The sequence below is a fragment of the Shewanella violacea DSS12 genome, from assembly GCF_000091325.1.
GTDB lineage: Bacteria > Pseudomonadota > Gammaproteobacteria > Enterobacterales > Shewanellaceae > Shewanella > Shewanella violacea.
In genome coordinates this window covers 3836814-3862768 of the sequence record NC_014012.1, presented here as the reverse complement: position 1 = coordinate 3862768, position 25955 = coordinate 3836814, and the positions used below count along the sequence as shown (strand labels likewise).

21 protein-coding genes and 7 tRNA genes are annotated in these 25955 nt (G+C 45.3%); 11 read left to right on the top strand and 17 right to left on the bottom strand.

From position 1 onward, the window contains the following. Positions 1-155: 155 nt before the first annotated feature. The 10 genes from SVI_RS16110 to leuS form a co-directional block, all read right to left on the bottom strand. The gene (locus tag SVI_RS16110) at positions 156-1004 is read right to left on the bottom strand and encodes a septal ring lytic transglycosylase RlpA family protein (protein ID WP_041420425.1); all 849 of its coding nucleotides are present in this window, start codon (positions 1002-1004) and stop codon (positions 156-158) included. Positions 1005-1058: 54 nt separating this feature from the next. Next, complete coding sequence (gene mltB / locus SVI_RS16105) at positions 1059-2018, bottom strand: lytic murein transglycosylase B (RefSeq protein ID WP_231847864.1); 960 nt, start codon at positions 2016-2018, stop codon at positions 1059-1061. Between the two features lie 225 nt (positions 2019-2243). Next, a complete protein-coding gene (gene rodA / locus SVI_RS16100) occupies positions 2244-3350 on the bottom strand; it encodes a rod shape-determining protein RodA (protein ID WP_013052673.1) in 1107 nt (368 codons plus the stop codon). Further along, the gene (gene mrdA, locus SVI_RS16095) at positions 3347-5179 is read right to left on the bottom strand and encodes a penicillin-binding protein 2 (protein ID WP_408005143.1); all 1833 of its coding nucleotides are present in this window, start codon (positions 5177-5179) and stop codon (positions 3347-3349) included. Before mrdA ends, rodA begins: the two co-directional genes overlap by 4 nt. Positions 5180-5289: 110 nt before the next feature. Further along, positions 5290-5760, bottom strand: coding sequence for a 23S rRNA (pseudouridine(1915)-N(3))-methyltransferase RlmH (gene rlmH / locus SVI_RS16090; RefSeq protein WP_013052671.1), 471 nt, complete (start codon positions 5758-5760; stop codon positions 5290-5292). Further along, positions 5760-6089 (bottom strand): ribosome silencing factor, encoded by a 330-nt coding sequence (rsfS, locus tag SVI_RS16085; protein ID WP_013052670.1) that lies wholly within the window; start codon positions 6087-6089, stop codon positions 5760-5762. Before rsfS ends, rlmH begins: the two co-directional genes overlap by 1 nt. Before the next feature lie 104 nt (positions 6090-6193). Beyond that, positions 6194-6829: a nicotinate-nucleotide adenylyltransferase gene (gene nadD / locus SVI_RS16080; protein ID WP_013052669.1), complete on the bottom strand. Its 636-nt coding sequence runs from the start codon at positions 6827-6829 to the stop codon at positions 6194-6196. 7 nt (positions 6830-6836) lie between these two features. After that, positions 6837-7877: a DNA polymerase III subunit delta gene (gene holA, locus SVI_RS16075; RefSeq protein ID WP_041420028.1), complete on the bottom strand. Its 1041-nt coding sequence runs from the start codon at positions 7875-7877 to the stop codon at positions 6837-6839. 67 nt (positions 7878-7944) lie between these two features. Further along, on the bottom strand, positions 7945-8439 hold the full coding sequence (locus SVI_RS16070; RefSeq protein WP_013052667.1) for an LPS-assembly lipoprotein LptE: 495 nt from the start codon (positions 8437-8439) through the stop codon (positions 7945-7947). Between the two features lie 31 nt (positions 8440-8470). Further along, entirely contained in the window at positions 8471-11062 is a 2592-nt protein-coding gene (leuS, locus tag SVI_RS16065) for a leucine--tRNA ligase (protein WP_041420027.1), read from the bottom strand. Between the two features lie 119 nt (positions 11063-11181). Here leuS and SVI_RS16060 point away from each other — a divergent pair, with 119 nt between their 5' ends. After that, a complete protein-coding gene (locus SVI_RS16060) occupies positions 11182-11682 on the top strand; it encodes a zinc ribbon-containing protein (protein ID WP_013052665.1) in 501 nt (166 codons plus the stop codon). A 278-nt stretch (positions 11683-11960) separates the two neighbouring features. On the opposite strand, the gene ygjK is transcribed toward SVI_RS16060, so the two are convergent. From ygjK to SVI_RS16025, 7 genes are all read right to left on the bottom strand, one after another. After that, positions 11961-14528 (bottom strand): alpha-glucosidase, encoded by a 2568-nt coding sequence (gene ygjK / locus SVI_RS16055; protein WP_013052664.1) that lies wholly within the window; start codon positions 14526-14528, stop codon positions 11961-11963. Positions 14529-15065: 537 nt separating this feature from the next. Continuing rightward, positions 15066-16613, bottom strand: coding sequence for an apolipoprotein N-acyltransferase (lnt, locus tag SVI_RS16050; RefSeq protein ID WP_013052663.1), 1548 nt, complete (start codon positions 16611-16613; stop codon positions 15066-15068). 49 nt (positions 16614-16662) lie between these two features. Further along, positions 16663-17538: a CNNM family magnesium/cobalt transport protein CorC gene (gene corC / locus SVI_RS16045; protein WP_013052662.1), complete on the bottom strand. Its 876-nt coding sequence runs from the start codon at positions 17536-17538 to the stop codon at positions 16663-16665. 50 nt (positions 17539-17588) lie between these two features. Further along, positions 17589-18065, bottom strand: a complete 477-nt coding sequence (gene ybeY / locus SVI_RS16040) for an rRNA maturation RNase YbeY (protein WP_013052661.1) — start codon at positions 18063-18065, stop codon at positions 17589-17591. Continuing rightward, complete coding sequence (locus tag SVI_RS16035) at positions 18055-19098, bottom strand: PhoH family protein (RefSeq protein WP_013052660.1); 1044 nt, start codon at positions 19096-19098, stop codon at positions 18055-18057. The genes ybeY and SVI_RS16035 overlap by 11 nt, the downstream gene beginning before the upstream one ends. A 135-nt stretch (positions 19099-19233) precedes the next feature. Then, the gene (gene miaB / locus SVI_RS16030; RefSeq protein ID WP_013052659.1) at positions 19234-20658 is read right to left on the bottom strand and encodes a tRNA (N6-isopentenyl adenosine(37)-C2)-methylthiotransferase MiaB; all 1425 of its coding nucleotides are present in this window, start codon (positions 20656-20658) and stop codon (positions 19234-19236) included. 89 nt (positions 20659-20747) lie between these two features. After that, complete coding sequence (locus SVI_RS16025) at positions 20748-21086, bottom strand: hypothetical protein (RefSeq protein ID WP_013052658.1); 339 nt, start codon at positions 21084-21086, stop codon at positions 20748-20750. Between the two features lie 216 nt (positions 21087-21302). On the opposite strand from SVI_RS16025, the gene SVI_RS16020 reads away from it, so the two are divergent. The 10 genes from SVI_RS16020 to SVI_RS15975 all read left to right on the top strand — a co-directional run bounded on the left by SVI_RS16020 (position 21303) and on the right by SVI_RS15975 (position 25904). Beyond that, positions 21303-22496 (top strand): FAD-dependent oxidoreductase, encoded by a 1194-nt coding sequence (locus tag SVI_RS16020; RefSeq protein ID WP_013052657.1) that lies wholly within the window; start codon positions 21303-21305, stop codon positions 22494-22496. A gap of 202 nt (positions 22497-22698) precedes the next feature. After that, a complete protein-coding gene (gene pth, locus SVI_RS16015) occupies positions 22699-23283 on the top strand; it encodes an aminoacyl-tRNA hydrolase (RefSeq protein WP_013052656.1) in 585 nt (194 codons plus the stop codon). A 133-nt stretch (positions 23284-23416) separates the two neighbouring features. After that, on the top strand, positions 23417-24508 hold the full coding sequence (gene ychF, locus SVI_RS16010; RefSeq protein ID WP_013052655.1) for a redox-regulated ATPase YchF: 1092 nt from the start codon (positions 23417-23419) through the stop codon (positions 24506-24508). Between the two features lie 308 nt (positions 24509-24816). Next, positions 24817-24893 (top strand) — tRNA-Met (locus SVI_RS16005). A gap of 136 nt (positions 24894-25029) precedes the next feature. Continuing rightward, positions 25030-25114 (top strand) — tRNA-Leu (locus SVI_RS16000). Between the two features lie 47 nt (positions 25115-25161). Continuing rightward, positions 25162-25236 (top strand) — tRNA-Gln (locus tag SVI_RS15995). Positions 25237-25268: 32 nt separating this feature from the next. Next, positions 25269-25343, top strand: a tRNA-Gln gene (locus SVI_RS15990). 35 nt (positions 25344-25378) lie between these two features. Further along, positions 25379-25455, top strand: a tRNA-Met gene (locus SVI_RS15985). Between the two features lie 216 nt (positions 25456-25671). Continuing rightward, positions 25672-25756: transfer RNA gene (locus SVI_RS15980), tRNA-Leu, on the top strand. Between the two features lie 73 nt (positions 25757-25829). Further along, positions 25830-25904, top strand: a tRNA-Gln gene (locus SVI_RS15975). Positions 25905-25955: the final 51 nt, after the last annotated feature.

The window sequence follows — 25955 nt, the reverse complement described above, 5'->3', positions numbered from 1 at the left end:
AAGGCACATCTTATTTGGTTAAAATTGGAAAGAGAAATTGGTCGCAGTATATCACTAGTCGACCTGCTAATTCAGTGAAGCTTCATTAATCTTCTGTAAATAGGGGCAATGACTTACTCCTATTTACAGAGTTCTTAGACAATCAAAATCAATGACTAACGTGTGACCAGATAGCTCTGGGGATAACCATTGATTTTCAATTGTTGGTTCAATTTAGTTGCTATCTGTATCTGCCCTATGGGCCCCAATTGTAATTTATACAGATTATTGGCAGATAATATTCTTGTCTTCACCTTGTATTTGATCTCCAGTTCTCTCGATAGTTTATCTAGCTTACTCTTGTCAGAGGATGCCAGGACCTGGATATAGTGGAGCTCAGTGTGTTTGAGTTCAGCCAAGGCGACTGACTCAGGACTCTCAATGTATATCACTTCAATTTTGACATAGGCTGTGCCATTTTTAAGCATGTCTAACTTATGGGCCGCCGCATAGGAGAGATCTATGATTCGGCTTGTGTGGAAAGGGCCTCTGTCATTAACCCTAACAATCACCTGTTTGTTGTTCTTGAGATTAGTCACTCTGACATAACTCGGCAGAGGTAAAGATTTATGTGCTGCCGACATTGAGTACATGTCATAGGTTTCGCCATTCGAGGTAAGATGGCCATGAAATTTAGAGCCGTACCATGATGCGTAGCCAGTCTGTACAAATCCTTTTCCTGAATTTAGAACTTGATACGTTTTACCTAAAACCTTGTAATTACTCTTGTTACCGCCACGGCTATAGGGCTCATATTTAGGACGAGCGTTTTCAACCTTAGATATGTCCGGTGTACTGGTTGGTGCTCTGTCATTTTTAAGCTTGTAGCGTCCGCTATTGGGATTATTTGCACTATTGTTAGCTGCACTATTGGCATTATCTAGACTATCTGAGCTTGAACACGCTGTTAGCATGAGGGCTAGCAGGAGTGAAGCTATCCTGGCAAATTTAATATTGATCGTCATACTTTCCAGTTCCTGACTGAAGGGACAAAGATTGCCAGTTGTACTGGCGAGCATTTAATGGCCGTCATGGGCATGTTTTAACTGCTGACTGAATTGATAGACCGCCATGGCATACAAGGGGCTGCGGTTATAACGAGTGATCACATAGAAGTTCTTCAAACCTAACCAGTATTCATGTTTATCCTGCTGTTCCAAGTTCACCACCAAAGCGGGTTGTGAGATATCAAGATCGATTGATTCGGCTAATGATACAGAAGGAGACAAGATGTCGGATATCTTGTAGTTAAGTTTTTCACCACTCCAGATCTTAACATCCGCAGGGAACTCGCCAGTTACCGTGAGAGGCAGGGCTACAGGAGCTCCGGCTTGCCAGCCGTGTTGATGGAAATAGTTCGCTACGCTACCTATGGCATCAACTGGGCTATTGAGCAGGTCTCTGCGTCCATCATGATCAAAATCCACAGAATAATGACGGTAACTCGAAGGAATAAACTGTCCGAAACCCATGGCACCGGCGTAAGAACCCTTAAGATTATTAATATCTAGCTTTTCATCTTCTATCAGGGTTTGTAAGTTACTTAACTCTTTTCTGAAAAATGTGGCTCTCGCTGGGTAGTAAAAACCTAAGGTATACAGGGCATCTACCACAGGATAGTTGCCCATGTAACCGCCATAGAAGGTTTCGATACCTATGATAGCGATGATTATTTCAGGATCCACTCCGAACTCTTTAGCGGCACGCTTTACGGTAGCCTCATGCTTTTTCCAGAAGGCTACACCGGCATTAAGCCGCTTATCGGTAAGAAATATAGGGTAATACTGATGCCAGGGCTTTGCTTCCCATGGTCTAGTCATTGCATCGATAACACCTTGATTATAATTAGCCTTATCGAGAAACTGTTGAACTTCTTTCTCCGTGAAGCCCAAAGCTTTCTGAGTCTGCATAAATTCAGTTTTTAATGATGCAACATTGGAATCGTCGATGGCTGTAGATGTACTTGCCGTGGCCGAGATGGAAAATGATGTTATGAGTAAGCTAGCAAGAATTTTGTGTTTAATATTCACTGAAACCGGTCCCTGTATCTGGAAAATGCTGTGGGTAATATCGCTAAGACTATTGAGTAACCTAGGTTCGTTTCTTTAATTCTGTCTTAATTTATTAAGTATTAACTAGCGCGTTAAACCAATAAGCTCTTCACTGGTAATAACACGCTAGATTCTTGATTTCGTCCTGTGGATTTACCTATCGATAAATCGTCTATGAGTGTGAATACTCATCAATATACCGAAGCCTGTCATTAGGGTGATCATCGAGGTTCCCCCATAACTGATTAACGGTAGAGGCACACCTACAACAGGTAAAATTCCTGAAACCATGCCTATGTTGACGAAGATGTAGACGAAGAAGGTTAAGGTTATACTGCCAGCGAGCAAACGGGCGAAACTCGTTTGAGCCCGAGAAGCGATAATAAGTCCTCTGCCGATGACGTAAAGATATAGGCTTAATAAGACTATGCTGCCTATCAGGCCAAACTCCTCACCTATGACGGCAAAGATGAAGTCTGTATGACGTTCGGGTAGAAACTCCAGTTGAGATTGAGTGCCGTCGAGCCAGCCTTTGCCCCACATCCCCCCAGATCCTATGGCTATTTTAGATTGAATTATATGGTAACCCGCACCCAGGGGATCTTTCTCTGGGTCGAGCAGGGTCAGGACTCGGGTTCTTTGATAGTCGTGCATCAGGAAGAACCAAAGTACTGGCAGCATGGCCAAGACTCCGCCAATAAAACTGCCAACGATTGCCCAGCTCATGCCCGAAAGGAATAATACAAATATCCCAGAAGCGGCTACCAAAATTGAGGTGCCGAGATCCGGCTGTTTTGCGATCAGTAAGGTAGGGATCAGTAAGAGCACCCCGGCGCCAGCTAAGTAGCGTTTCTTGGGGGGTAAGGGAAACTTACTGATGTACCAGGCCATGGTGATGGGAAAGACTAATTTAATGAGTTCTGACGGTTGAAACTCCATAAAACCTAAGTTCAGCCATCTCTGTGCTCCCTTGTTTATTTCACCGAAAAAGTTCACTCCTAGGAGTAAGATGATTCCGGTAATATAGATAGGGAACGCCCAGCGTCGCAGTACTTCAGGATTGATCTGAGCCATGGTAAACATGGCAACTAGTGCAAGGCACATACGCACTAGTTGACGCTCAAGCAGGGCTAAGTCTTCTCCGCCAGAGGAATAGATGACGAATAGACCATATACCATCAAGGCTAACAGTCCCAGTAGCAAAGGAAGATCGATATGGAACCTTTGCCAGATATTGGGGCGATGATTCTGCGTACTCATTTGAGTGACTCCACTGTGTCCCGTAACATATATTCATCGAGTAATGATTTGGCCACCGGGCCAGCATTAACGCCACCCCAGCCAGCATTTTCAAGCACCACAGCAACCACAATTTTAGGCGCTTCGAAGGGGGCGTAGGCAATGGTTAAGGCATTGTCACGAAAATGCTCCTTGATAGCACTGGCATCATACCGAGTATCTTGGGCCACACCTATGACTTGAGCCGTACCTGTCTTCATAGCGGCAGTGTAGGGCGAATCTTTGAATCGCTTCTTATGGGCCGTATCTCGCATGGCCTCAGTAACTATGTCCCAATTCTCGGGCATATTGAGTTTTATAGGGGGCAGTTCATTGTCGGAGCTGTCTATCTGAGTCGAATCGTTTTTGACCGACTTAAGAAAATGTGGTGTGAAGCGTCTACCTTTTGCGGCGAGAATAGCTGTCGCATTGGCGAGTTGTAACGGGGTAGCTGTCCAATATCCCTGTCCGATCCCTACAGATATAGTATCGCCTATGTACCAAGGTTGATTGTATCTTAGGCGCTTCCAGTCTTTGGATGGCATTATACCAGCAGATTCTTCGGAGATATCGACACCGGTACGTTCGCCGAAACCGAAAGGTCCCATAAACTGGGCAATCTTATTAACGCCTGTCTTGTAAGCCAGATCATAAAAGTAAGTATCACATGAGTGGATTAAAGCGGCTTTGACGTCTACCCAACCATGGCCCCAGCGTTGCCAGTCACGGTATTTGTGTTTCACACCTGGGATTTGCCAAAAACCTGGGTCCCAGACCCGGGTCTTAGAGGTGACAATTTTTTCATCTAAACCGAGTAAGGCAAGCAGAGGCTTGACCGTGGATGCCGGCGCATATTGTCCCTGAGTTGCTCGGTTAATCAAGGGGCGGGCGCTAGAGTTAAGAAGTTTGCCATAGGCTTTACTGCTAATACCGTGAACAAACAGATTAGGATCGTAACTTGGGCTAGATACTAGGGCCAAGATACCTCCGTCACGGGGATCTATAGCGACCACAGAACCCCTTCTGCCATTTAAAAGTTCCACGGCTTTTCGTTGTAATTCTAGATCTAAGGTCAGATAGATGTCTTGGCCTGGCTCTGGTGCTACGGATTTTAGGGTTCGAATGGTGCGGCCACGGTTATTGACCTCCTCTTCGAGATGGCCTGGTTTCCCGTGGAGCAGCCTCTCGTAGTACTTTTCTATTCCTAGTTTGCCGATATCTTTAGTGCCCGCGTAATCTTTCCACTGTTCGCTGCGTTGTAGGGCACTCTTATCACGGTCGTTAATTCTGCCTACGTATCCTAGGGCATGAGTCAATAGTTCACTATAGGGATAATAGCGTTTAAGGCCCGCGACAACCGTTATTCCGGGGTATTTGTGCTGATTGACACTAAACAGGGCAACCTGCTCTTCGGTCAATCGGTTCTTCAGAGTTAAGGGTTTAAAACGTCTATGGTGCTTGAGGGACTTGATGAAATCTTCCTGTTCATCGGCAGATATCGGGATCACTCGACTGAGCTCAATCAAGGTCTCGGGGATGTCTTTTACTTTCTCTGGGATTAACTCAAGGGAATAGAAAGGCTGATTCTCGGCGAGCAGAACACCATTTCGATCGTAAATTAAGCCTCTGCTAGGGGCAACGGGTACTACTCGGATACGGTTGTCGTTGGAGCGAGTTTCATAATCTTTGTAGGAGGTGATCTGAAGGTGGTATAAATTGGTCAGCAATATAGCTAATAAAATAGTCACGCAGACGAAAGTGAACAAGGCTCTTCGTTTGAAAAGCGCAGCCTCGGCAGCGTGATCATGCATGGTTACCCGCTTTCTTAGTGCCACTTACAGTTTCTCCAGCTTAGCTATCAGCAGTTGGCACATAGCCTGGTCCCTTAATCAATACAGCTTAGTGAGGGCGTAAAGTGTTACTACTCTCTATGGTATGGATGATTGTTATTAACGCTCCATGCTCGATAGAGGCTCTCTGCAACCACAATTCTTACTAGGGGATGGGGCAGCGTCAAGGCTGACAGACACCAACTCTGAGAGGCTGCTTGTTTACATGATGGTGATAAGCCTTCAGGGCCACCAATAAGCAGGCTGACATCTCTTCCGTCTAGTTGCCAACGAGTCATTTGCGAAGCCAGTTCTGGGGTGTTCCAGGTCTTGCCTGGGAGATCTAAACTGACAATATGATTGCCCTTAGGAATGGCAGCCAACATTAACTCGCCTTCTTTATGAAGAATGCGTGCTATATCGGCATTTTTGCCTCTTTTCCCTGCGGGGATCTCCACCAACTCGAGTGCCATGTCTCTGGGGAATCTACGTTGATATTCCCCAAAGCCTGTGGTCACCCAATCCGGCATACGAGTGCCGACCGCGACTAACTGTAATTTCATTAAGCTGGCTTTGCTGACCAGAGCTTCTCAAGCTCATAGAAATCACGAGTCTTATCTTGCATGACGTGTAAGATCACATCACCCAGATCGACCAGGACCCATTCGCTGCTTTCACGGCCTTCGACGCCAATGATAGACAAGCCAGCACGCTTACATTCAAGGACAACATTCTCTGCTATTGCCTTTACGTGAGTCTTAGATGTTCCGGAGCAAACGACCATGTAATCTGTCATGTTCGATTGTTCGGCTACCGCTAAGGTGACTATATCTTTGGCTTTTAAATCTTCGATTTTATCGATTACAAATTGCTTTAGCTCGGCGCTTTCCACGCGTAATTCCTTAAAAATTTTTGACAGCGCAGGAGTATAACAGGTTATACGAGCATTGAGGATGCGCAGGGACAATTAACCTAAGTAATCATTGATGTTCTGGATTAAGTTGGTGTTTGGTACAGGTTTTTTTCAGTGATAAATTTAAGTACTTGGCTTGGAACTGCTTCTGACTGGCTTATACCTTGAGCTAGTTGCTGTCTAATTTGAGTCGAAGAGTATGCTTGTGGGGTTATATTGACTTGGAATATCAGACCCGATTTCTGGGCCTTGTGCTGGCCGATACTCGTTAATCTTTGTTCATATTGCTTAAATATGGGCATCTCTGAGGTGAGCTGCCAGCCGTTTCGTGGGGAAACAACAAAATGGCACAGGTTAAATAGAGATAGCCAATGATGCCAAGTGGGCAATGAGACTAAAGAGTCTGTACCGATTAAGAAAAAAAACTCGTGCTCTGGATATCGCTTATGAAGCTCTTCTAAAGTCGTGAGAAGGTAGGAGGGACCGGAGCGGCGGGCTTCAATATCGCATAACTCAAATTCGCTGTACTCATGGCAGATCAAATCGACCATGGCCAGTCGCTGCTCGGTACTCACAACTGTAGATTTTTTATGGGGAGGGATGTGGTTGGGCATAAGCCAGACACTATCGAGTTGCAACTGCGACTTGATCTCGAGGGCGGGGCGAATATGTCCAAAATGAATAGGGTCAAATGTGCCGCCCAATATCCCAATCCGCATCGTGAGTTTAGCCTCTGTCGTTTAGTTGAATATGAGACAAGGCAGCATGGGCTTTAGGATCGAACAGTAAGCTCAGGTGACTCACACCGGTCCAATCTTCTATACCTTGTTGTTTAAGCTTTAACTCTATATCAGAGGCACTGGCGAGTAAGGTCTCGATCTGCAACAGGGATAGTCTATTTAAGGCGGCTAGATAGAAGGGTTTTCGTTTGTCCCATATGCGTAATTTGCCCCAGAGAGGTTGTAAAGGTTCGCGGATCTCGAGAGCCGACTTTAACTGTAAAAGAATGGCCAGTTCCTTGAAAATTCCCCATAAGATAATCGGCATGGCAACGCCTTCGCCTTTCAATTGCGAGAGCATATGTTGAGCCTTGTCTTGACTATTATTGAGCATGGCGTCAGTGAGTTGAAATACGCTAAAACGAGATTGGTCTTCGAAGTAACGGCTCAGCTCAGGGCTATCAATCTGCTCATTAGGGCTCAATAATTGTAGTAGCTGCAGTGATTGATCCGCTGCGAGTAAATTCCCTTCATAGAGGCTGAAGAGCATATCTTTAGCATCACGAGTCAGGTTCAGAGCAAAGTGTTGGATTCGATTATCTAACCAACGCTGAAATTGAGAACCTTCAGGAGTCATGCAGGGAACATATATTCCTTGGCTATCTAAGGTTTTAAACCATTTACTCTTAGTTTGCTCAGCTGCTAGCTTAGGTCCTGTGATAATCAATAGCACATCAGGATTAGCCATCTGCATCAAGCTTTGAAATATTGTGCCGCCCTCGGCCCCCGGTTTGGCTTGGGGTAAGGTCAATTCGATCACTCTGCGGCTGGAAAACAGGCTCATGGCTTGCCATTGATCGACTAATTCATTCCAGTTAAACCCGCTTTCCTGGCTTAATTGGATTTTCTCCTCGAATCCTTGGCTCTTAGCCTGCTGATATATCTGACTGCGACTGGTTTCGCATAGCCAAGGATCGTCACCGAATATGAGGTAACACTGTTTCAGTGGAGAGAGATTCTTAAGAAGTTGATCTGGATAGACTCGCATCAAAATACCTCGAGATGAGGTAATTGATACACTGGGATTCTATGGCCTAATGATGCTGAAATCAGCATCATTTAATCTCGATGGAAGCAAGGGTTTGGATCATCTGATCGGCAGCCTGATTACGCATCTCTTTTAGCAATATTTCCATTTCCCGACTCTTGGCTAATGCGGTTCTAGGATCGTCGAGATAATCGCGATGAATATCTATGTCGAACTCCTGAGCCTCACCTTGAGGTAAACGTAGGGCAAAGGTCACATGGTAGGTCAGCTCATATTCAGCCACATTTCCTGTGGGATAAAGGGAGAGAGTAGTTCTCTCTAATGAGTCGTGCAAAATACGCAATGTCGGAGTGTCATCACTGGCATCGACTAAGGCAATACTGTGCAGACGTAGACGTTCGCGAACCAGGCGAGTCAGTTCACTGTACTCATCTTGACTCGTTAGGTGCAGGGTCTGTAACTGCTCAGGTATCGAGTAGTTGCCCTGTAGTTTAAAGCCGCAACCGGCACTGAGCATAATGCTCAGTGCCGCTATTGCGAAACATATGCGTTTAATAAGCATAGGCTTGGCATTGTTTCCTTTTAGTAGGTGCTTAGTTAGCCACTATGTTGAGCAACTTGCCCTGTATATAGATGATCTTGCGAATCGTCTTACCTTCGGTGTGTTTAAGCACACCTTCTTCCGCAAGTCCTTGCTCTTCAACTGCTTCTTTAGTTGCATCGGCTGGGACAGTAATTTTTGCTCTAAGCTTACCGTTGACCTGTACTATGATCAGTTTACGGTCTTCCACAAGTGCAGACTCATCGGCTTTTGGCCACAATACATCTTCGATTGCTTCTGGATTACCTAACTCATTCCATAGGCTGAAACTAGTGTGAGGAATGATAGGGTAAAGTAGACGAACCACGGCCGAGAGTGCTTCATTTAACAGAGCACGATCTTGCTCTGACTCCTGAGGCGCCTTCAGTAATCGGTTCATTAGCTCCATGATAGAAGCAATCGCTGTGTTGAACATCTGACGACGTTCGATATCGTCGGTAACCTTGACGATTGTCTTGTGCAACTCACGACGCAGTTCTTTCTGCTTAGCATCGAGAGACTTGATATCAAGTTCGGCAGTCGGCCCTTTAGCTATGTGGTCGTGAGCCAGTTTCCAAAGACGCTTGATAAAACGATGAGCACCTTCGACACTCGACTCTTGCCACTCTAAGGTTAACTCAGGTGGCGCAGCAAACATCATGAATAAGCGAACGGTATCGGCACCAAATTTATCGACCATCTCTTGAGGGTCTATGCCGTTGTTCTTAGACTTAGACATCTTGCTCATGCCAGTATAGACGAGTTCGTTGCCATCCTTGTCTATGGCTTTAAGGATACGGCCCTTATCGTCAGTTTCCTGAACAGTCACATCAGACGGTGCCACCCAGACGCGAGCGCCTCTCTCATTGTTATAGTAGAAGGCATCTGCCAACACCATGCCTTGAGTGAGTAAGCGTTTTGCTGGCTCGTCAGAATCGACTAAGCCGATATCTCTTAGTAACTTGTGGAAGAAGCGGAAGTAGAGCAAGTGCATACATGCATGCTCGATGCCACCGATATACTGATCAACGGGTAGCCAGTAGTTGGCCTTAGCCGGATCTAGCATCTGATCTGCATGGGGGCTACAGTAGCGAGCATAGTACCAAGATGATTCCATAAAGGTGTCGAAGGTATCAGTCTCTTTGAAGGCTTCTTCACCCTTGTATGTAGTCTTAGCCCACTCTTTGTCAGCCTTGATTGGGCTCTGTATGCCATCCATTACCACATCTTCCGGCAAGATAACCGGTAGTTGATCTTCTGGCGTTGCTACCACAGTGCCATCGGCAAGTGTCATCATAGGGATAGGAGCACCCCAATAACGTTGACGGGAAACACCCCAGTCTCGTAGACGGAAGTTAACCTGACGCTTACCTTTGCCTTCAGCTGTTAATCTTGTATCTATGGCGTCGAACGCACCCTGGAAATCCAACCCATCAAGCTCGGGGAAAGCGTCTCCAGAATTAAACACTATGCCTTTTTCTGTATAGGCGACTTCGCTGATATCCAGTTCGCTATCGCTTGGCTTAATGACGCCTTCTATGGCTAAGCCATATTTAATGGCAAATTCATAATCACGTTGATCGTGAGCCGGTACAGACATCACGGCGCCAGTGCCATAATTCATCAATACGAAGTTAGCTGCCCAGATAGGCACTTGCTTGCCAGTCAGAGGGTGAGTGGCGTAAAGGCCTGTAGCTACGCCTTTCTTTTCCATGGCAGCCATAGCGGCTTCCGTGGTGTCGGCGTTCTTACATTCTTCGATAAATGCGGCAAGCTCGGGATTATTGACCGCAGCTTGTGCTGCGAGAGGATGGCCCGCTGCGATAGCAACATAGGTCACACCCATAACAGTATCAGGACGCGTGGTATAGATATCGAAGCTCTCTTCGCTATCGACAACCTTGAAGGTCATCTCTATGCCTTCGCTGCGACCTATCCAGTTACGCTGCATGGTCTTGACCTGTTCAGGCCACTCATCGAGTTGGTCGAGATCCGTTAGTAGCTCATCGGCATACTCGGTGATCTTAATAAACCATTGAGGGATCTCTTTTTGCTCGACCACAGTGTCACAGCGCCAGCAACAACCATCGATAACCTGCTCGTTAGCCAGCACAGTTTCGTCATTAGGGCACCAGTTAACCGATGAGGTCTTCTTATAAACCAGGCCTTTTTCAAATAGCTTGGTGAAGAACCATTGTTCCCAACGGTAGTATTCTGGGGTACAAGTTGCGATTTCACGACTCCAGTCGTAACCGAATCCCAGCATCTTTAGCTGGTTCTTCATGTAATCGATATTTTCGTAAGTCCAAGGGGCTGGAGCCGTATTATTCTTGATGGCAGCATTTTCAGCGGGCAGACCAAATGAGTCCCAGCCGATAGGCTGTAATACATTTTTTCCCTGTAATCGCTGGTAACGGGCTATTACGTCACCTATTGTGTAGTTACGTACATGACCCATATGCAGCCGACCAGAAGGGTATGGGAACATGGCGAGACAGTAAAACTTCTCTTTGTTCTCATCTTCGGTGACTTCAAATGTTTTCTCGTCTTGCCAGTGCTTCTGCACTTTAGCTTCAATTTCTGAAGGCTGATATTGCTCTTGCATCAATATTTCCCGGCCATGGGGCCCATTATTTGATCTTGCGCACTTTATACGCGAGTTAGATCTGCATAGAATAAACTAGAAGTGAGTCATTAAAAAGGTTCGGATGAGGAGTATTTAAGATGAGTAAGAGAAGTACTGAGCTACTATCGCTTTACGAGGCGCTTTTGACACAAGTTAAATCTGATTATTCTGATGATAACTCTATAACTATAAAAGAGTTATTACATGTGGTCACTAATAGTAAAGAGTTCCTGTCTATCAAAGACCGAGCTAAGGATAATGAGCTAGCGTTAGTCGAACAATTTTTAAAACGTGACATAGCCAATTTTCTTCATGATAAAAATGATTTAGATCTGAGTCACAGTCCGACTCTTATCACAGTAGAGAATGCTCTTTGGCATTGGCTAAGCAGTATTACGGACAGAAGTCAGATCGAGTGGCATGAAGTCTTGCAGGATTTTAAACATCAGGGTCATTATCAAAGTGGTGAAATCGTCAACCAGGGTAATATGGTGTGTACCCACTGCGGCCACCAGATGAGGATCGAATTCCCCGGGGTTATTACTGATTGTCCTAAATGTGATAAGAGTGACTTTACCCGCGAGGCGTTGGCACCTTAGTAAGATTAGCAGTCCTTAGATTATGTAAGTAATGGCTAGTATCTTATTTATATCTATGGTGTTAAATCTATAGTTTTTTGAGCTGAAATAGGCTTGATAAGGTTCTAATAACTCATTTGTTTGGTGAGCGGGAAGCTAGGCTGCATTTACTGTGGTGAAGCGTGTTTATTGAAGGCTTTGAAATCTGTTATTTAGACGCATTATTCAAGATACCAGTCGGCAAGCCGACTGGTATCTTTTGTGAGCGTTAAATAAACAATTAAAGGCTTTTCAGTTGTTTATTTAAAAAATTCCCTGTACAGCATATATAGGTGAGCCGAACTCCAGGAGAAATTAGTGGCGCCCTGTACCGCTCCAGTTTCCGGATTATAGTTTTCACGGATAGCACCTGTACCTGTCATGCCTTCTGCATTATTAAATAGATCTTGAGCAAGGTTAATAGCTTGATCATCATAACCATATTGCTCCATTGATTTTACACCGAAGTAGAATTGATCTAGCCATACGCGTCCACGCCAGTAGATATCAGGATCATAAGCTGGATTAGACTGAGATGCGGTGGGGAATGCGATGCCTTCACCAGGGAAGTCACTGGAAGTGTTAAATTCCCCAGGAGTTAATATAGTCTGGATCACTTGATCTGCGTGTTCTTGAGTGGCGACACCATTAAACAAGGGCCCCCAACCTTCGGGGCCGCGACCACGGGCGGTGAGAACCTCACCTGCACAACCATTGGCAAGAGGGATCGGTGTCGAGCCATCTATTGCAACATTCATCTTAATGTCATAGTAAAAACCACTAGCCTCATCAAACATACACTTGTTGATGTACTCCTTGATATTCTCGGCACCTTTGGTGAACTCTTCTGCGCGGTTTTTTCCTGTAACCATAGGCGATATCAAGTGCGCCATTTCAGAGAGGTACTTGTTGTCAGAATACATGTAAGAGGCCTGGTCGACAGACTCCTGTAGCATTGAGAATCCCAGCAATGTCCCATCTTCAGCGTGGTTCTCTGCAAAACGTACCTGCCAGTCTTTCTTCGCTTGTTTTAGATTTCCCTGGTACTTGTTGTCGGCATAGGCCTGCAGTTGCTCATCTGTGATAAAGCCGAAACGGGCGGCATTATCCATGCCTGACTCCCAGCCCGCAGCATCTTGCGCGCCGACATCCAGACTCGAATAATCTACCTCATCAAGAATCCTGTTGTAATTAGCAACGCCTTGGACTTTATAGGTGTTATCACTGACTTTGACTGCATCGATACCGAATTTTTCGATTAGGTTCTCTTGAGTCGTTACTATCACATACATATGACCGTCATCTGTATTATGGGCAGGATCGACTGCTGCACCATATTCAGGCACGCCATTGTGGTCGTGATCCCGATTGCGTAGCCACCAGTCATGATAAGCCACCAGTTTAGGGTACATCTCATCAATCCATTTTTGTGCATCATCCGGACGATTAAATTCTTCGATAAGTGCATGATAAACTTCGATCACCGACCATGCTGCAAGAGAAGGCTTAGTATTTCGCTCATTCCAGTTTTCTGAACCTGCACCATTACGATCATATGGGGCGCCGTCAGTTATATTGGGACGACTATAAGTAAATACATCGATCAGATAACCTTGATCCTGAGGGCGTACATTATCATTGGCTTGTATTTGAAACTGGAACACTGAGCGGATATTGTCCATGGCCACGTCAGGGTTGAAGTGAGCCATAGCATAGGCTTGCTTCCAGGTATCCCAGGGCCAAGTGTTGGCTCCTGAGAACCAGCGTGCGGTCACTGAAGGTGTTACCGTAGCTTGTTTGATGTCACCGGCTGCCGAGCGCCAGTTTCCATTGAGTGTCATCATGGCTTTGACACCTACAAGAGTTTGTTCTTTTGTGGCTTTCTTGTTGGTCAGGCCTTTTTCTAAATAGTTTCTCCAACGTTGTTGCGATGCATCCATATAGCTTTGTGGATCTTGCATTATGTTTGTGATTTTTTTCTGCTCTTTCTCTACTTCTGCAGCGTTGTGAAGGTTGGAGTAGCTGGTGTACACAGTGGCTGTTGCGCCACCATCTATAGCCTGTTTGCCGGTGGATGTGAAATGGGTGCCATCGGCTTGGGTCTGATTATCAATAGAGCGAACAATGAGAAACTCGGCGTCGGCATCGTTGCGGATCGCCCAGTTGTATTTCATATCACCGAAATTAATCTTGATGCCGTTGTGAATGGCTGAAATTTCACGCTGGTATTGTGGATATGCTGTATCAACCAAGCTTGTTTCGTCTGAGGAGTTTGCCTTTTGCAGTAAGTCACCATTCCAGACGAGTTTAAGATCCATATCTTGCTCAGTCAGGTTGGTGATCTTAGTCTCGAGTAAAGAGCTTCTATCTGTGACGAAACGCAGTACCATTTGCACATTAACCGAGTCAGTTTTTAAAACCTGAACTAAGGCTCCTGGGGTGCTATAAATATTGGCTTCGGCGGTTGAAAGGTCGATGACTTTCCCTGAAATCTCATCGGTAAGAGTTAACTTATCAAACTCCTGACCTGACATGAAGTGGGCATATTCTTGGGTGACTTGCATGATGCCGCCAAATGAACCATAACCCTTTTGATCAGCCGGTAGTAAATGACCATGCCATGCGCCGTTATCTATGAAGGCGTTGTACTTAAGATTATCGTACTGATCGTAGTCGCGTAGAAATTGAGGGTCGCCGTGGCGGTCTATTACGTTTTTATAGTCGCTTTGTGGTGGTGTCGGAATGTCTGCATGAAAATTATCGTTATTACAGCCAGATAAAAGCAGCGCTGAGCTGACTACTGTTGCCAGTAGAGTTTTTTTTAACATTAGGATTGCCTTATTATATGTAACGGGTACAGTTTTATTTTATGTCAAATAGAACAGATATAGATCCCATCACCTCTATTAAGGCTTCAATAAATTAATATTTTTATTGTTCATTATCAGTTGGTTGTGTGGATGTTGGTGCTTGTGGTGTTTAGGGTTTCTTATTGGTCGAAGGGTGTTTCTGATTCGTTAGATACCTAATTGCTGAGGTAACAAATTAGGGAGGAGGAGATACAAGAGTGTCGATAGATAAGGGTGACTCAGGGGGAAGCAGAAAAATAAAACAATGATAGCCACTGCAAGATAGAAGAAATCACAGATATTAATCTCTAGCTAGCCGCTAACTCAAAACCTGCTAGCCGAGCAATGGGGGTTATTGGACTGGACTGGACTGGGTTAGGGTAGGCTGATTAATAGGAGTCTAGATTTAACCTGAGCCGTTTGTCGCAATAATAGGCTCAAGTTAAATTAGATCAAAATACCCAACTAGAAAGGGTATTTTGACAGGTAAGGCATGGAGCAAGGCACAAGACTAAATTATTGAGCTCTAGAAAGCTTAGGCCTGCGTATGATTGCCAGCCCCAACAATAGAGCGGATAAGATGATTATCGGCCATTGTCCCCATTTAAAGAACCAGGTTTTCCCCTTCATCAAGGAAATATCGGCCACCAGAACTCCTGTTTCGAATTGAGGTAACTTGTGGGTGATATTACCTCGCTCATCGACAACAGCGGTGACACCATTGTTAGTGGCTCGAACTAATGGCCTGCCAAGTTCGATTGAACGCATCTGGGCTATTTCCATATGTTGCAGCGGCCCGTTGGAACTGCCAAACCAGGCATCGTTAGAAACGGTCAGTAGCAGCTCAGTTCCCTCATTGACATTGGCTCTTAACTGTTCTGGAAAGGCTATCTCGTAGCAGATGGCGGGGGCTATCTGGTGACCAAGTGCATTCAGGTTAGGCTGTTTATAGGCACCTCGACTAAACGAAGACATGGGCAAGTTAAAAAGCGGTGCTATGGGCCTTAGCAGAGACTCGAAGGGGACGAATTCTCCTATCGGTAATAGGTGGTGTTTCTTAAACTCGTTGCTGCCATTTCCTGTGTAGTCAGCTTGGCTCTGATGTTTATCATTGTGGTTGCCGAGTACGATAAGCGAATTGTAGAAGCTGTCTTCTTGATGGCTGATAATGCCAGTAATGATGGCACTGTTGTTGAGGTTCGCGACCTTATTGGCATTATCGAGAAATTCAGACACCATATATTCAGGGGCTGGGATTGCAGCTTCGGGCCAGATAATGATATCTGCATCTAGCAGCGGACGAGAAAGATCCATGTACTTACTCATGGTAGGCCAAAGTGCTTCGGGTTCCCATTTCATCGTTTGAGGGATGTTTCCCTGTATTAGGGCCACCTTGACTGTTTTGCCATCGGGTTCGACGCTAGACAGCATGGGGGATAGATAGGTGGCTAATCCCAGCAGAGGTAAAATAATAACAATTGGGCGCCAACGTTTTTGCAAACACAGGGCAAATCCCCCAGCAACTAATGCCAATACAAAACTTAAACCTAGCGCGCCTATGACACTGGCGAGTACTTTAATCGGTCCTTCTGTCTGAGAATAGCCTGCCCAGAGCCAAGGGAAGCCAGTCAACACCCAGCCTCTTAGCCATTCGGTTAAGGTCCATAACGCAGGAAATAAGATGATGTTTCTCATTATGGATGTCGTGGGTGATAATTTTTGCAGTAAATAACCGGTTAATGCCGGGTAAATAGCAAGATATAAGGCGAGTAGCGCCATCAGGCCCATAGAAGCGATTAACGGTATGCCGCCATAGGTGGACATGCTGACATGTATCCAACTAATGCCGATGGAGAAGCAGCCAAAACCAAAGGTTAGCCAATATGTTAATCCGGCTCTGGCGGATAAGCCACTGCTCTGATGCAGTGCGAAGACGGTAGCAAGAAGATAGATAGGCCATAAGCCATAAGGGGCAAAGGCGAGTGCCGTGCTGGCACCGGCAAGATATGCCAGTACCAGACGTATTTTTTCATGATGGGCAAATGCCCGAAGTTTATTCAGCATTTAAGCCTCATCATATAAAATCACCGTATTTCGAGTCGATAGCGCTTGTTTAGGCTGTCTTCTCTGCGGCATTAGGATCGGGAAGTTTGACTCTTAGCTGAAGTAATCGGCGTGTATCGGCGCTGATGACCTTAAACTCTATGCCATCTATGATGACCTTTTCATTACGTTCCGGTAGGTGGCCAAATGCATGTGAGACCAGACCGCCAACGGTATCAAATTCTTCATCACTAAATTGAGTCTTAAATTCATCATTAAAATCTTCAATAGGGGTCAAGGCCTTGATCATATAGACCTGCTTGCCCACCTTGCGGATCTCGGTATCTTTGGCTGAATCGTGGTCAAATTCATCTTCTATCTCACCCACGATCTCTTCGAGGATATCTTCGATGGTGACCAGACCCGATACTCCACCGTATTCATCGACCACTATGGCCATATGATAACGTTGGGAACGGAATTCTTTGAGGAGTACATCGACACGTTTACTCTCGGGAACAACGACAGCGGGGCGAATGACTTGGCCGAGCGTGAAAGGTTCATCGTTGTTTTTAAATCCGTATTTGAGGAGATCTTTTGCCAGCAAGATGCCTTCGATATGATCTTTATCTTCATTTACGACGGGAAAACGTGAATGTGCTGAACTAATAACTGTAGAGAGTAGCTCTTCTACCGTATCATCGATCTGCAGTGCGACTATTTGAGCTCTGGGGATCATGATGTCTCGAACTCTAAGATCTGAGACTTCTAATACACCCTTGATCATCTCGCGTGTGTCTTCTGAGATGACTTCACGTTGCTCTGCATCGTGAATAACATCAACAAGATCATTGCGATTTTTGGGTTCGCCCTGAAATAACTGACTTACTTTATCAAACCAGCCCTTCTTCTGGGCGTTGGTACTCGGGGGGATATCGTCACTCATAGTGTTTTCCTAGCCTGAAATCCTATCAAAAAGATGGATAAAAAGGCCAATTATTGCTCCTTGTAAGGATTGTTAAATCCTAGTTTTTCAATAAGTTGAGTCTCTAAAGACTCCATTTCTTCTGCTTCGGCATCTTGGATATGATCATACCCTAGCAGATGCAGACAACCATGTACAACCATGTGGGCCCAGTGGGCTTTTAAGCTTTTATTTTGCTGTTTAGCCTCGAACTCCACCACAGGAGCACAGATTACAAGATCGCCCAAGAGAGGGATATCAATCTCGGGTGGTGCCTCGAAAGGAAAAGAGAGCACATTGGTCGGCTTATCTTTTCCTCTATAGCTACTATTGAGCGTTTGACTCTCAGCTTTGTCGACTATTCTAATGGTTAACTCGGCTTGAGTCATGGTATCTCTGAGAGCACTGTGAACCCAAAGCTCAAAATCTTCTCGAGATGGCAGTGATTTATTATCTATGGCGATTTGTAGATCGAGTTCTAACTCGAGATTTTTATGATTAAGACTCATTTACCTTGGTTTCCTGAAGCTTATATTGGTGGTCACGTTTTGCTTTGGCTTGTTGGACTTGCTGCTCATGCTCTTCGTAAGCTTCGACTATTCGAGCCACGACGGGATGGCGAACTACATCCTTAGCCTGGAAGAAGTTGAAACTAATCTCCTCTACCTTGCTGAGAACCTCTATGGCGTGGCGCAGACCCGATTTTTGACTCTTGGGTAGATCGATCTGAGTTATATCGCCTGTGATAACTGCTCGCGAGTTGAATCCGATACGGGTTAAGAACATCTTCATCTGTTCTAAGGTGGTATTTTGACTCTCATCTAAGATGATGAAGGCATCATTGAGAGTTCGACCACGCATATAGGCGAGTGGAGCGACCTCGATAATATTTTTTTCTATCAGACGTTCAACCTTCTCGAATCCCATCATCTCGAATAGGGCGTCATAGAGAGGACGCAAGTAAGGATCGACCTTCTGGCTCAGATCCCCAGGTAAGAAACCTAACTTTTCACCGGCTTCGACTGCGGGGCGAGTAAGTAGAATACGACGCACTTCTTGACGTTCCAGGGCATCAACAGCTGCCGCTACCGCCAGATAGGTCTTACCTGTACCGGCTGGGCCAACACCGAAGGTGATATCGTGGCGCATTATATTAGCGACATAATCACTCTGATTCGGAGTTCGAGGCTTGATCACGCCGCGCTTGGTCTTGATATAGAAGGCTTTATCATCCCGAGGTACTTCGGATTCCAGAGACACGGCTTCCTGTATTGCCAGATGCACAGTACTGGGATCGAGATCCTGTATCTTGCCTCTTATGGGTTGAGTCTCGACATAGAGAGTATTTAGCAGGTTACTAATCGTCAGGCAGTTTCTCGCTTGGCCAACAATTTGGAAGTGATTGTTTCTATAAGTTATCTCAACACCGATCCGGCGTTCGAGTTGCTTAACATTGTCATCGAAAGGCCCACATAATGATGCCAATCTGTGGTTATCTGATGGCTCAAGATAGAGATTAAGCGTGGTTAACTTATTAGACAAGAATGGCTCCAATTGGCAATCATTAGGCTGTCATTATAGTTTCATTTTACGAGCACAGAAGGATAAATGCTAATGGTATTTAAGCGGATAAAAAAGGCGGCAATGAAGCCGCCTTAATGGTTTATCTTGTTTTGTTTAAGGTGTGTACTGTGTCACGCCTAATTCATCGTCTTTCTTATGTTTCAAAACAATATCAGAAGGCCTTAGTGAGCGGCGTAGGTCCATTTCGTCTTCGCCGCGGATAAAGGTACCACGCAGTGAGTTTGTGTAAACATCGACAATTTCCACATCGACGAAGCTGCCTATGTGTTTAGGATCGGCTTCGAAGTTAACCACACGACTGGTTTCGGTGCGGCCCCTTAGTTCCATAGGGTTTTTCACCGAAGGACCTTCGACTAGGATGCGCTGAACAGTGCCCAACATTTGACGACTGTAACGCATCGCTTGCTGAGTGATACGCTCTTGCAAGATGGCCAAGCGCTCTTTTTTCTCAGCCAGAGTCACATCGTCTGGCAGATCTGCTGCAGGCGTACCTGGACGTGCGCTATAGATAAAGCTAAAGCTATGATCGAAAGCGACATCTTCAATTAACTTCATGGTGTCGGCGAAATCTTGCTTAGATTCCCCAGGGAAACCTATGATGAAGTCTGAGCTGATCTGAATATCTGGACGCGCCTTACGCAGACGACGAATGATCGACTTGTATTCGATAGCCATATGGCCACGCTTCATCTGAGTCAGAATATGATCCGAACCCGATTGTACCGGCAGATGCAGGAAGCTAACCAGTTCAGGTGTATCTTCATAGACATCGATAATGTCTTGAGAGAATTCTATGGGATGGCTGGTGGTAAATCTAACCCTGTCGATACCGTCGATATCGGCGATATAACGTAGCAGTTCGGCAAAGGTACAGATGTCATCGTCATGGGTTGCGCCGCGAAACGCATTAACGTTTTGACCCAGTAAATTCACTTCACGAACACCTTGCTCGGCAAGCTGAGCCACTTCCAGGATGACGTCATCTACCGGGCGACTCACCTCTTCGCCGCGTGTGTATGGCACCACGCAGAAGGAACAATACTTACTGCACCCTTCCATGATAGAAACGAAGGCGGTTGGGCCATCGGCTCTGGGCTCGGGCAGTCGGTCGAATTTCTCAATTTCCGGGAAGCTGATATCGATAACAGCCTTGCCACCTTGTTTGACCTGATCGACCATCTCAGGCAGACGATGCAAGGTCTGCGGGCCAAAGATGATATCGACGCATTTAGCACGTTCTTTGATCATCTTGCCTTCTTGAGACGCAACACAGCCACCGACACCTATGATGAGGTTCGGGTTTTTATCTTTTAACTTCTTCCAGCGCCCAAGTTGATGGAACACTTTTTCCTGTGCCTTCTCACGGATCGAACAGGTATTAAGTAACAGCACATCGGCTTCTTCAGCGTTGTCTGTCAGGGTGTAACCCTTATATTCGTCCATCAGATCGGCCATCTTTGATGAGTCATACTCATTCATCTGACAGCCCCAGGTTTTTATATGGAGTTTCTTGCTCATCAGTTTATGTCACTCTTGGAACCAAGGGAAAAACAGCGCGACATTTTACCTCTTGAGTCAGTCACTGGCTAGCTTTTAGGCGTATTTATTCAAAAAAACTGCGGGCTGTAAGTTTTATCTTGCCAGCTAGTGTGTGTATTAGGGTTTATCCAAGCGGACTTGTCTGCCTCAAGTTGTCTGTGTATTGATTGGCCCATTTGCAATGAACCAGATCTAGCCTGAGTGTAAATGTCAGCCTGGATTTGCAGCCTGAAATATGCCAAGAGTTCCGTCGTATATTGATATAGGGCATAATCTATAGGTGAACGGTAGGTTACAGTGATGACTTCCATTACCTTGCTATCTGTAGCCGGGCTTGATGGCGCAGCTATTGCTGTAGTAGGTAACAGGCTGCTCATGACTAATATAAATGCTGTGATAAATTTCATCGTATTCTCACTCTTCTCATTGGCTTCATTTACAAGCTTGAGTGTAAGTCAGGAGATTAGGTGGTAATCGTTCGTTTTGTAAGCAAGTATGAGTGGTTCACCTATAGCAAGATTTACATACTCATCTAAGAATTTTGAAATGATTGATGGGCTATCTAGTGCCTGTAAATTAGAATGAGTGATTAGGGCATCGTTATTTGATATGTAGGAGTCTAGGTGAGTCAATCGCAAACTGAAATTACAACAAAGGATGTAGTTATCCTAGGTGGAGGCATGATAGGTGCTGCAACGGCCATAGGTTTAGCTCAACTAGGCTTGAGTGTAACCGTGATTGAAGCGTTCAGACCCGAAGCCTATAGCAGTGAGCAGGCTATCGATTTGAGAGTCTCGGCTATCAGTGTCACCACTGAGAAGTTGCTAGATAACTTAGGTGCGCTGGAAAGTTTGACTCAGATGCGACGGGCGCCATATTTAGGTCTGGAAACTTGGGAGTTAGAGGGATGTATCACACGTTTTCATGCCGATAGCCTAGGTGTTTCTCATCTCGGACATATTGTCGAGAACCGTTTGATACAGTTAGCCTTGTGGGAGCAGTTTGAGTCTCTCGATAATCTCGAGTTACTTTGTCCCAGAAGTCTAGCCAGTTTCAGTCGCTCCGAGCATGGGGTTTGTGTGACCTTAGATAATGGTCAGCGATTAGATGCCAAGCTATTAGTTGGTGCCGACGGGGCCAACTCTCAGGTGAGGACTTGGGCCGGGATAGGTTCAACGGGTTGGGATTATGCCCAATCAGCCATGTTGATCAATATTGAGACTGCTTTAGAACAACAAGATGTTACCTGGCAGCAGTTTACCCCCAAAGGGCCCAGATCTTTGCTCCCCCTGCCGGGTAATAACGCCTCTCTGGTCTGGTACGATGATGCCAGTCGAATTGCCCAATTATCGCAACTGAGTAACGCTGCTCTGGCTCAGCAGATTAAAATGCATTTTCCCGAACGATTAGACAGACAGTTTGAAGTAGTCAATAAGGGCAGTTTTAAGTTAACCCGACGTCATGCCCAATCCTATTTTTCCGATAATCTGGTTATTTTAGGTGACGCAGCTCACACCATTAATCCTCTTGCTGGGCAAGGGGTCAATATTGGCTTCAAAGATGTCGACGCCTTGATCTCGGTGATTTCGAATAAACTGAGTCAGCAAGAAGTTTGGTGGAGTAATAGCGTATTGAGTGAATACCAATCTCGCCGTTACCGAGATAACCAACTGATGATGTCGGCGATGGATCTGTTTTATGCCGGATTCAGCAATGATTTGCTACCACTAAAAGTGCTACGGAATGCAGCGCTTAAGCTGGCAAATATAGACTCGCCGATTAAGAAGCAAGTGCTCAAATATGCCATGGGACTCTAAGCCGAACATAGATATTAGTGCGACTTAAGATCGGGCCAAGGGCCCGATTTACTCATCTGCGAGTTTCTTGATAAAACCAATTTTGCTTATAATTTGTTGCGCCGTGGATTGAGTGTTAAAATGTCGCGTTTTTATTTTGCGCGTGACCTTTAGCCGGCATCTTTGTACGGCGGTGTGCGCCTCGTATTAAAGAATGGGCTAAATGAGTAACATAAAACTAATTGTAGGACTCGCTAATCCTGGTGAAAAGTATGCACAGACCCGACATAACGCCGGAGCCTGGTATGTACAAGAGCTAGCCAGAATATGCGGTGCGACTCTGATCGCCGACAGCAAGTATTATGGCTTAACCGCAAGAGTTAGCCTACATGGTAAAGATGTTCGTTTACTGATCCCGAGTACGTTTATGAATCTCAGTGGTAAGTCCGTCGGTGCGATGGCGAATTTTTTTCGTATTCAAGCTGGTGAGATTTTAGTCGCTCACGATGAACTAGATATGCCACCAGGAGTTGCCAAGTTTAAACTGGGTGGCGGACATGGTGGTCATAATGGCTTAAAGGACATCATTTCCAGTCTGGGCAATGATAAAGGTTTCCATCGATTGCGAATTGGCATAGGTCATCCAGGCGATAGAAATCAGGTCAGTAATTACGTACTGGGCAAGGCGCCGGCAGTTGAGCAGACTCAGATTGAACCTGTGCTAGATGAGGCTGTACGCTCCACCCAGATACTGTTTACTGAAGACATGGCTAAAGCCATGAACAGGTTGCACAGCTTTAAAGCATAGAAAGTGTATTTGTTTAAGTCTTAAACCGCATTGGTTTATAGCAAAAATTTGATGAAGTGACGCTTAGTGACTTCTTTAAGAACTTAACTAGCAGTACTACTGTTAGTTTACTATTGATATTAAAGGTATAGATATGGGTTTTAAATGTGGCATCGTTGGCTTGCCAAACGTAGGTAAATCAACGTTATTTAATGCGTTAACTAAAGCTGGCATCGAAGCGTCCAACTTTCCGTTTTGTACAATCGAACCCAACACAGGTGTCGTGCCTGTACCTGACGCTCGTCTCGATGCCTTAGCCGAGATAGTTAACCCTGAGCGTGTATTACCAACAACGATGGAGTTTGTAGATATTGCAGGCTTGGTTGCCGGAGCCTCTAAAGGCGAAGGTCTAGGTAATAAGTTCCTGGCGAATATTCGTGAAACAGATGCCATCGGTCATGTTGTGCGTTGTTTCGAAGATGAAAACATAGTGCATGTCGCTAATAAAATCTCACCAGCCGAAGACATTGAAGTCATTAATACAGAACTTGCTTTGGCAGATCTGGATTCATGTGAGCGTGCTATTCATCGTCAGGCAAAGCGTGCTAAAGGTGGTGATCAAGAGGCTAAATTTGAAGTCGCAGTGCTTGAGAAGATGCTTGCTCCTTTAAACGAAGGCACAATGTTACGTTCTTTAGACTTGTCGGTCGAAGAGAAAGCCGCTGTCGCTTACCTGAACTTCTTGACTCTAAAGCCTACCATGTATATCGCTAACGTAGCCGATGATGGTTTCGAAGACAATCCGCATCTAGATACAGTTCGTGAGATTGCAGGGAAAGAGAATGCGGTTGTTGTGGCTGTATGTGCCTCGATTGAATCAGAGCTTGGAGAGATGGATCCTGAAGACCGCAATGAGTTTATGGCTGATCTTGGTCTGGAAGAGCCTGGATTAGATCGTGTTATTCGTGCAGGTTACGATTTACTGACACTGCAAACATACTTTACCGCGGGTGTTAAAGAGGTTCGAGCCTGGACCGTAGCAATCGGTGCCACAGCACCACAAGCTGCCGGCGTGATCCATACAGATTTTGAACGTGGCTTCATTCGTGCCCAAGTCATGGCTTATGACGACTTTATCACTTATAAAGGTGAGGCCGGTGCCAAAGAGGCTGGTAAGCTAAAGGTAGAAGGAAAGTCTTACATAGTGAAAGATGGAGATGTTATGCATTTCCTCTTTAACGTATAAGCGTTTAGACCCCTTTGCTCATACTCATATTAGGGCATGAAGTTTAATTTCATGGCTTAGTTGGTGATCTAATAAAGGCTCAATGGTATTCATTGAGCCTTTTTCGCTTTTTAATGCAGAGCACTTTCTGGCCTGTTCGTTACCTTCATCTCATTTAAGCAGCTATATTTGTGCATCTGCTGCTCAGTTTGGTGAAGTAATAGCCGAACGGAAGATTTAGTTTCAATTAGCGAAAAAAGCGGTTGACCTCAATACGCTGAATAAGCATAATACGCCCCGTTCCTCACCAAGAGGAACGAGTGTGAAGAGGCAATATAGCTCAGCTGGTTAGAGCACAGCATTCATAATGCTGGGGTCGCAGGTTCAAGTCCCGCTATTGCTACCATCTTTCTCAGGATGCTAAATTGAGGCAGTGTTAATTGAGTTCTCGAACTTAGGTTCAAGTCTCATTATTCACTATCATCTTTCTCAGGATGTAAAACTTGGGCATCTTTCTCCAAGATGTAAAACTAGAGGTATGTGCGGGTGTGGTGGAATTGGTAGACACGCCAGATTTAGGTTCTGGTGCCGTAAGGTGTGAGAGTTCAAGTCTCTCTTCCCGTACCATTTATATTGAATGATAGGTTATCCTGTTGTTCGAAACGTGTTTTGATTGGGGTATCGCCAAGCGGTAAGGCACCGGGTTTTGATCTCGGCATTCCCAGGTTCGAATCCTGGTACCCCAGCCAATTTCTCACGTTTCAATAATCTAAAAGATTATTGGGGTATCGCCAAGCGGTAAGGCACCGGGTTTTGATCTCGGCATCCCCAGGTTCGAATCCTGGTACCCCAGCCATTTTTATACGTGATAACGTATCGATTGGTTTAAGTGGCAATATAGCTCAGCTGGTTAGAGCACAGCATTCATAATGCTGGGGTCGCAGGTTCAAGTCCCGCTATTGCTACCATCTTTCTCAAGATGTAAAAATAGAGTGAAGTGTTAAATGAGGTCTAGTGCTTAGGTTCAAGTCTCATTATTCACAAGCATCTTTCTCAGGATGTAAAATAGAGTCATCTTAGTCAGGATGTAAACTTGATGCAGTACAGAAGTAGTGGTGTTGATATTTGACATGCCGTTTATCTTCCGAACTGCCATCTTTTCTAGATGTGAAATTGAAGTCAGTGCGGGTGTGGTGGAATTGGTAGACACGCCAGATTTAGGTTCTGGTGCCGCAAGGTGTGAGAGTTCAAGTCTCTCTTCCCGTACCATTATTAAAAAGGTTATAGGCTGTTTTAGCTGCGCAAGTAGTCACTAGAGTCTGTAGTTTAGTAAGAAATTTGTTGGGGTATCGCCAAGCGGTAAGGCACCGGGTTTTGATCTCGGCATCCCCAGGTTCGAATCCTGGTACCCCAGCCACTTTTTACATCTACTCAAGATGGTAAACTAGAGAGTGAATTTAACTCGTGC

Excerpts from the sequence above, each read along its gene's own strand:
- SVI_RS16110 (WP_041420425.1), bottom strand. The coding sequence starts at position 1,004 with ATGACGATCAATATTAAATTTGCCAGGATAGCTTCACTCCTGCTAGCC.
- rodA (WP_013052673.1), bottom strand. The coding sequence starts at position 3,350 with ATGAGTACGCAGAATCATCGCCCCAATATCTGGCAAAGGTTCCATATC.
- mrdA (WP_408005143.1), bottom strand. The coding sequence starts at position 5,179 with ATGCATGATCACGCTGCCGAGGCTGCGCTTTTCAAACGAAGAGCCTTG.
- rlmH (WP_013052671.1), bottom strand. The coding sequence starts at position 5,760 with ATGAAATTACAGTTAGTCGCGGTCGGCACTCGTATGCCGGATTGGGTG.
- nadD (WP_013052669.1), bottom strand. The coding sequence starts at position 6,829 with ATGCGGATTGGGATATTGGGCGGCACATTTGACCCTATTCATTTTGGA.
- holA (WP_041420028.1), bottom strand. The coding sequence starts at position 7,877 with ATGCGAGTCTATCCAGATCAACTTCTTAAGAATCTCTCTCCACTGAAA.
- SVI_RS16070 (WP_013052667.1), bottom strand. The coding sequence starts at position 8,439 with ATGCTTATTAAACGCATATGTTTCGCAATAGCGGCACTGAGCATTATG.
- leuS (WP_041420027.1), bottom strand. The coding sequence starts at position 11,062 with ATGCAAGAGCAATATCAGCCTTCAGAAATTGAAGCTAAAGTGCAGAAG.
- SVI_RS16060 (WP_013052665.1), top strand. The coding sequence starts at position 11,182 with ATGAGTAAGAGAAGTACTGAGCTACTATCGCTTTACGAGGCGCTTTTG.
- ygjK (WP_013052664.1), bottom strand. The coding sequence starts at position 14,528 with ATGTTAAAAAAAACTCTACTGGCAACAGTAGTCAGCTCAGCGCTGCTT.
- lnt (WP_013052663.1), bottom strand. The coding sequence starts at position 16,613 with ATGCTGAATAAACTTCGGGCATTTGCCCATCATGAAAAAATACGTCTG.
- corC (WP_013052662.1), bottom strand. The coding sequence starts at position 17,538 with ATGAGTGACGATATCCCCCCGAGTACCAACGCCCAGAAGAAGGGCTGG.
- ybeY (WP_013052661.1), bottom strand. The coding sequence starts at position 18,065 with ATGAGTCTTAATCATAAAAATCTCGAGTTAGAACTCGATCTACAAATC.
- miaB (WP_013052659.1), bottom strand. The coding sequence starts at position 20,658 with ATGAGCAAGAAACTCCATATAAAAACCTGGGGCTGTCAGATGAATGAG.
- SVI_RS16025 (WP_013052658.1), bottom strand. The coding sequence starts at position 21,086 with ATGAAATTTATCACAGCATTTATATTAGTCATGAGCAGCCTGTTACCT.
- pth (WP_013052656.1), top strand. The coding sequence starts at position 22,699 with ATGAGTAACATAAAACTAATTGTAGGACTCGCTAATCCTGGTGAAAAG.
- ychF (WP_013052655.1), top strand. The coding sequence starts at position 23,417 with ATGGGTTTTAAATGTGGCATCGTTGGCTTGCCAAACGTAGGTAAATCA.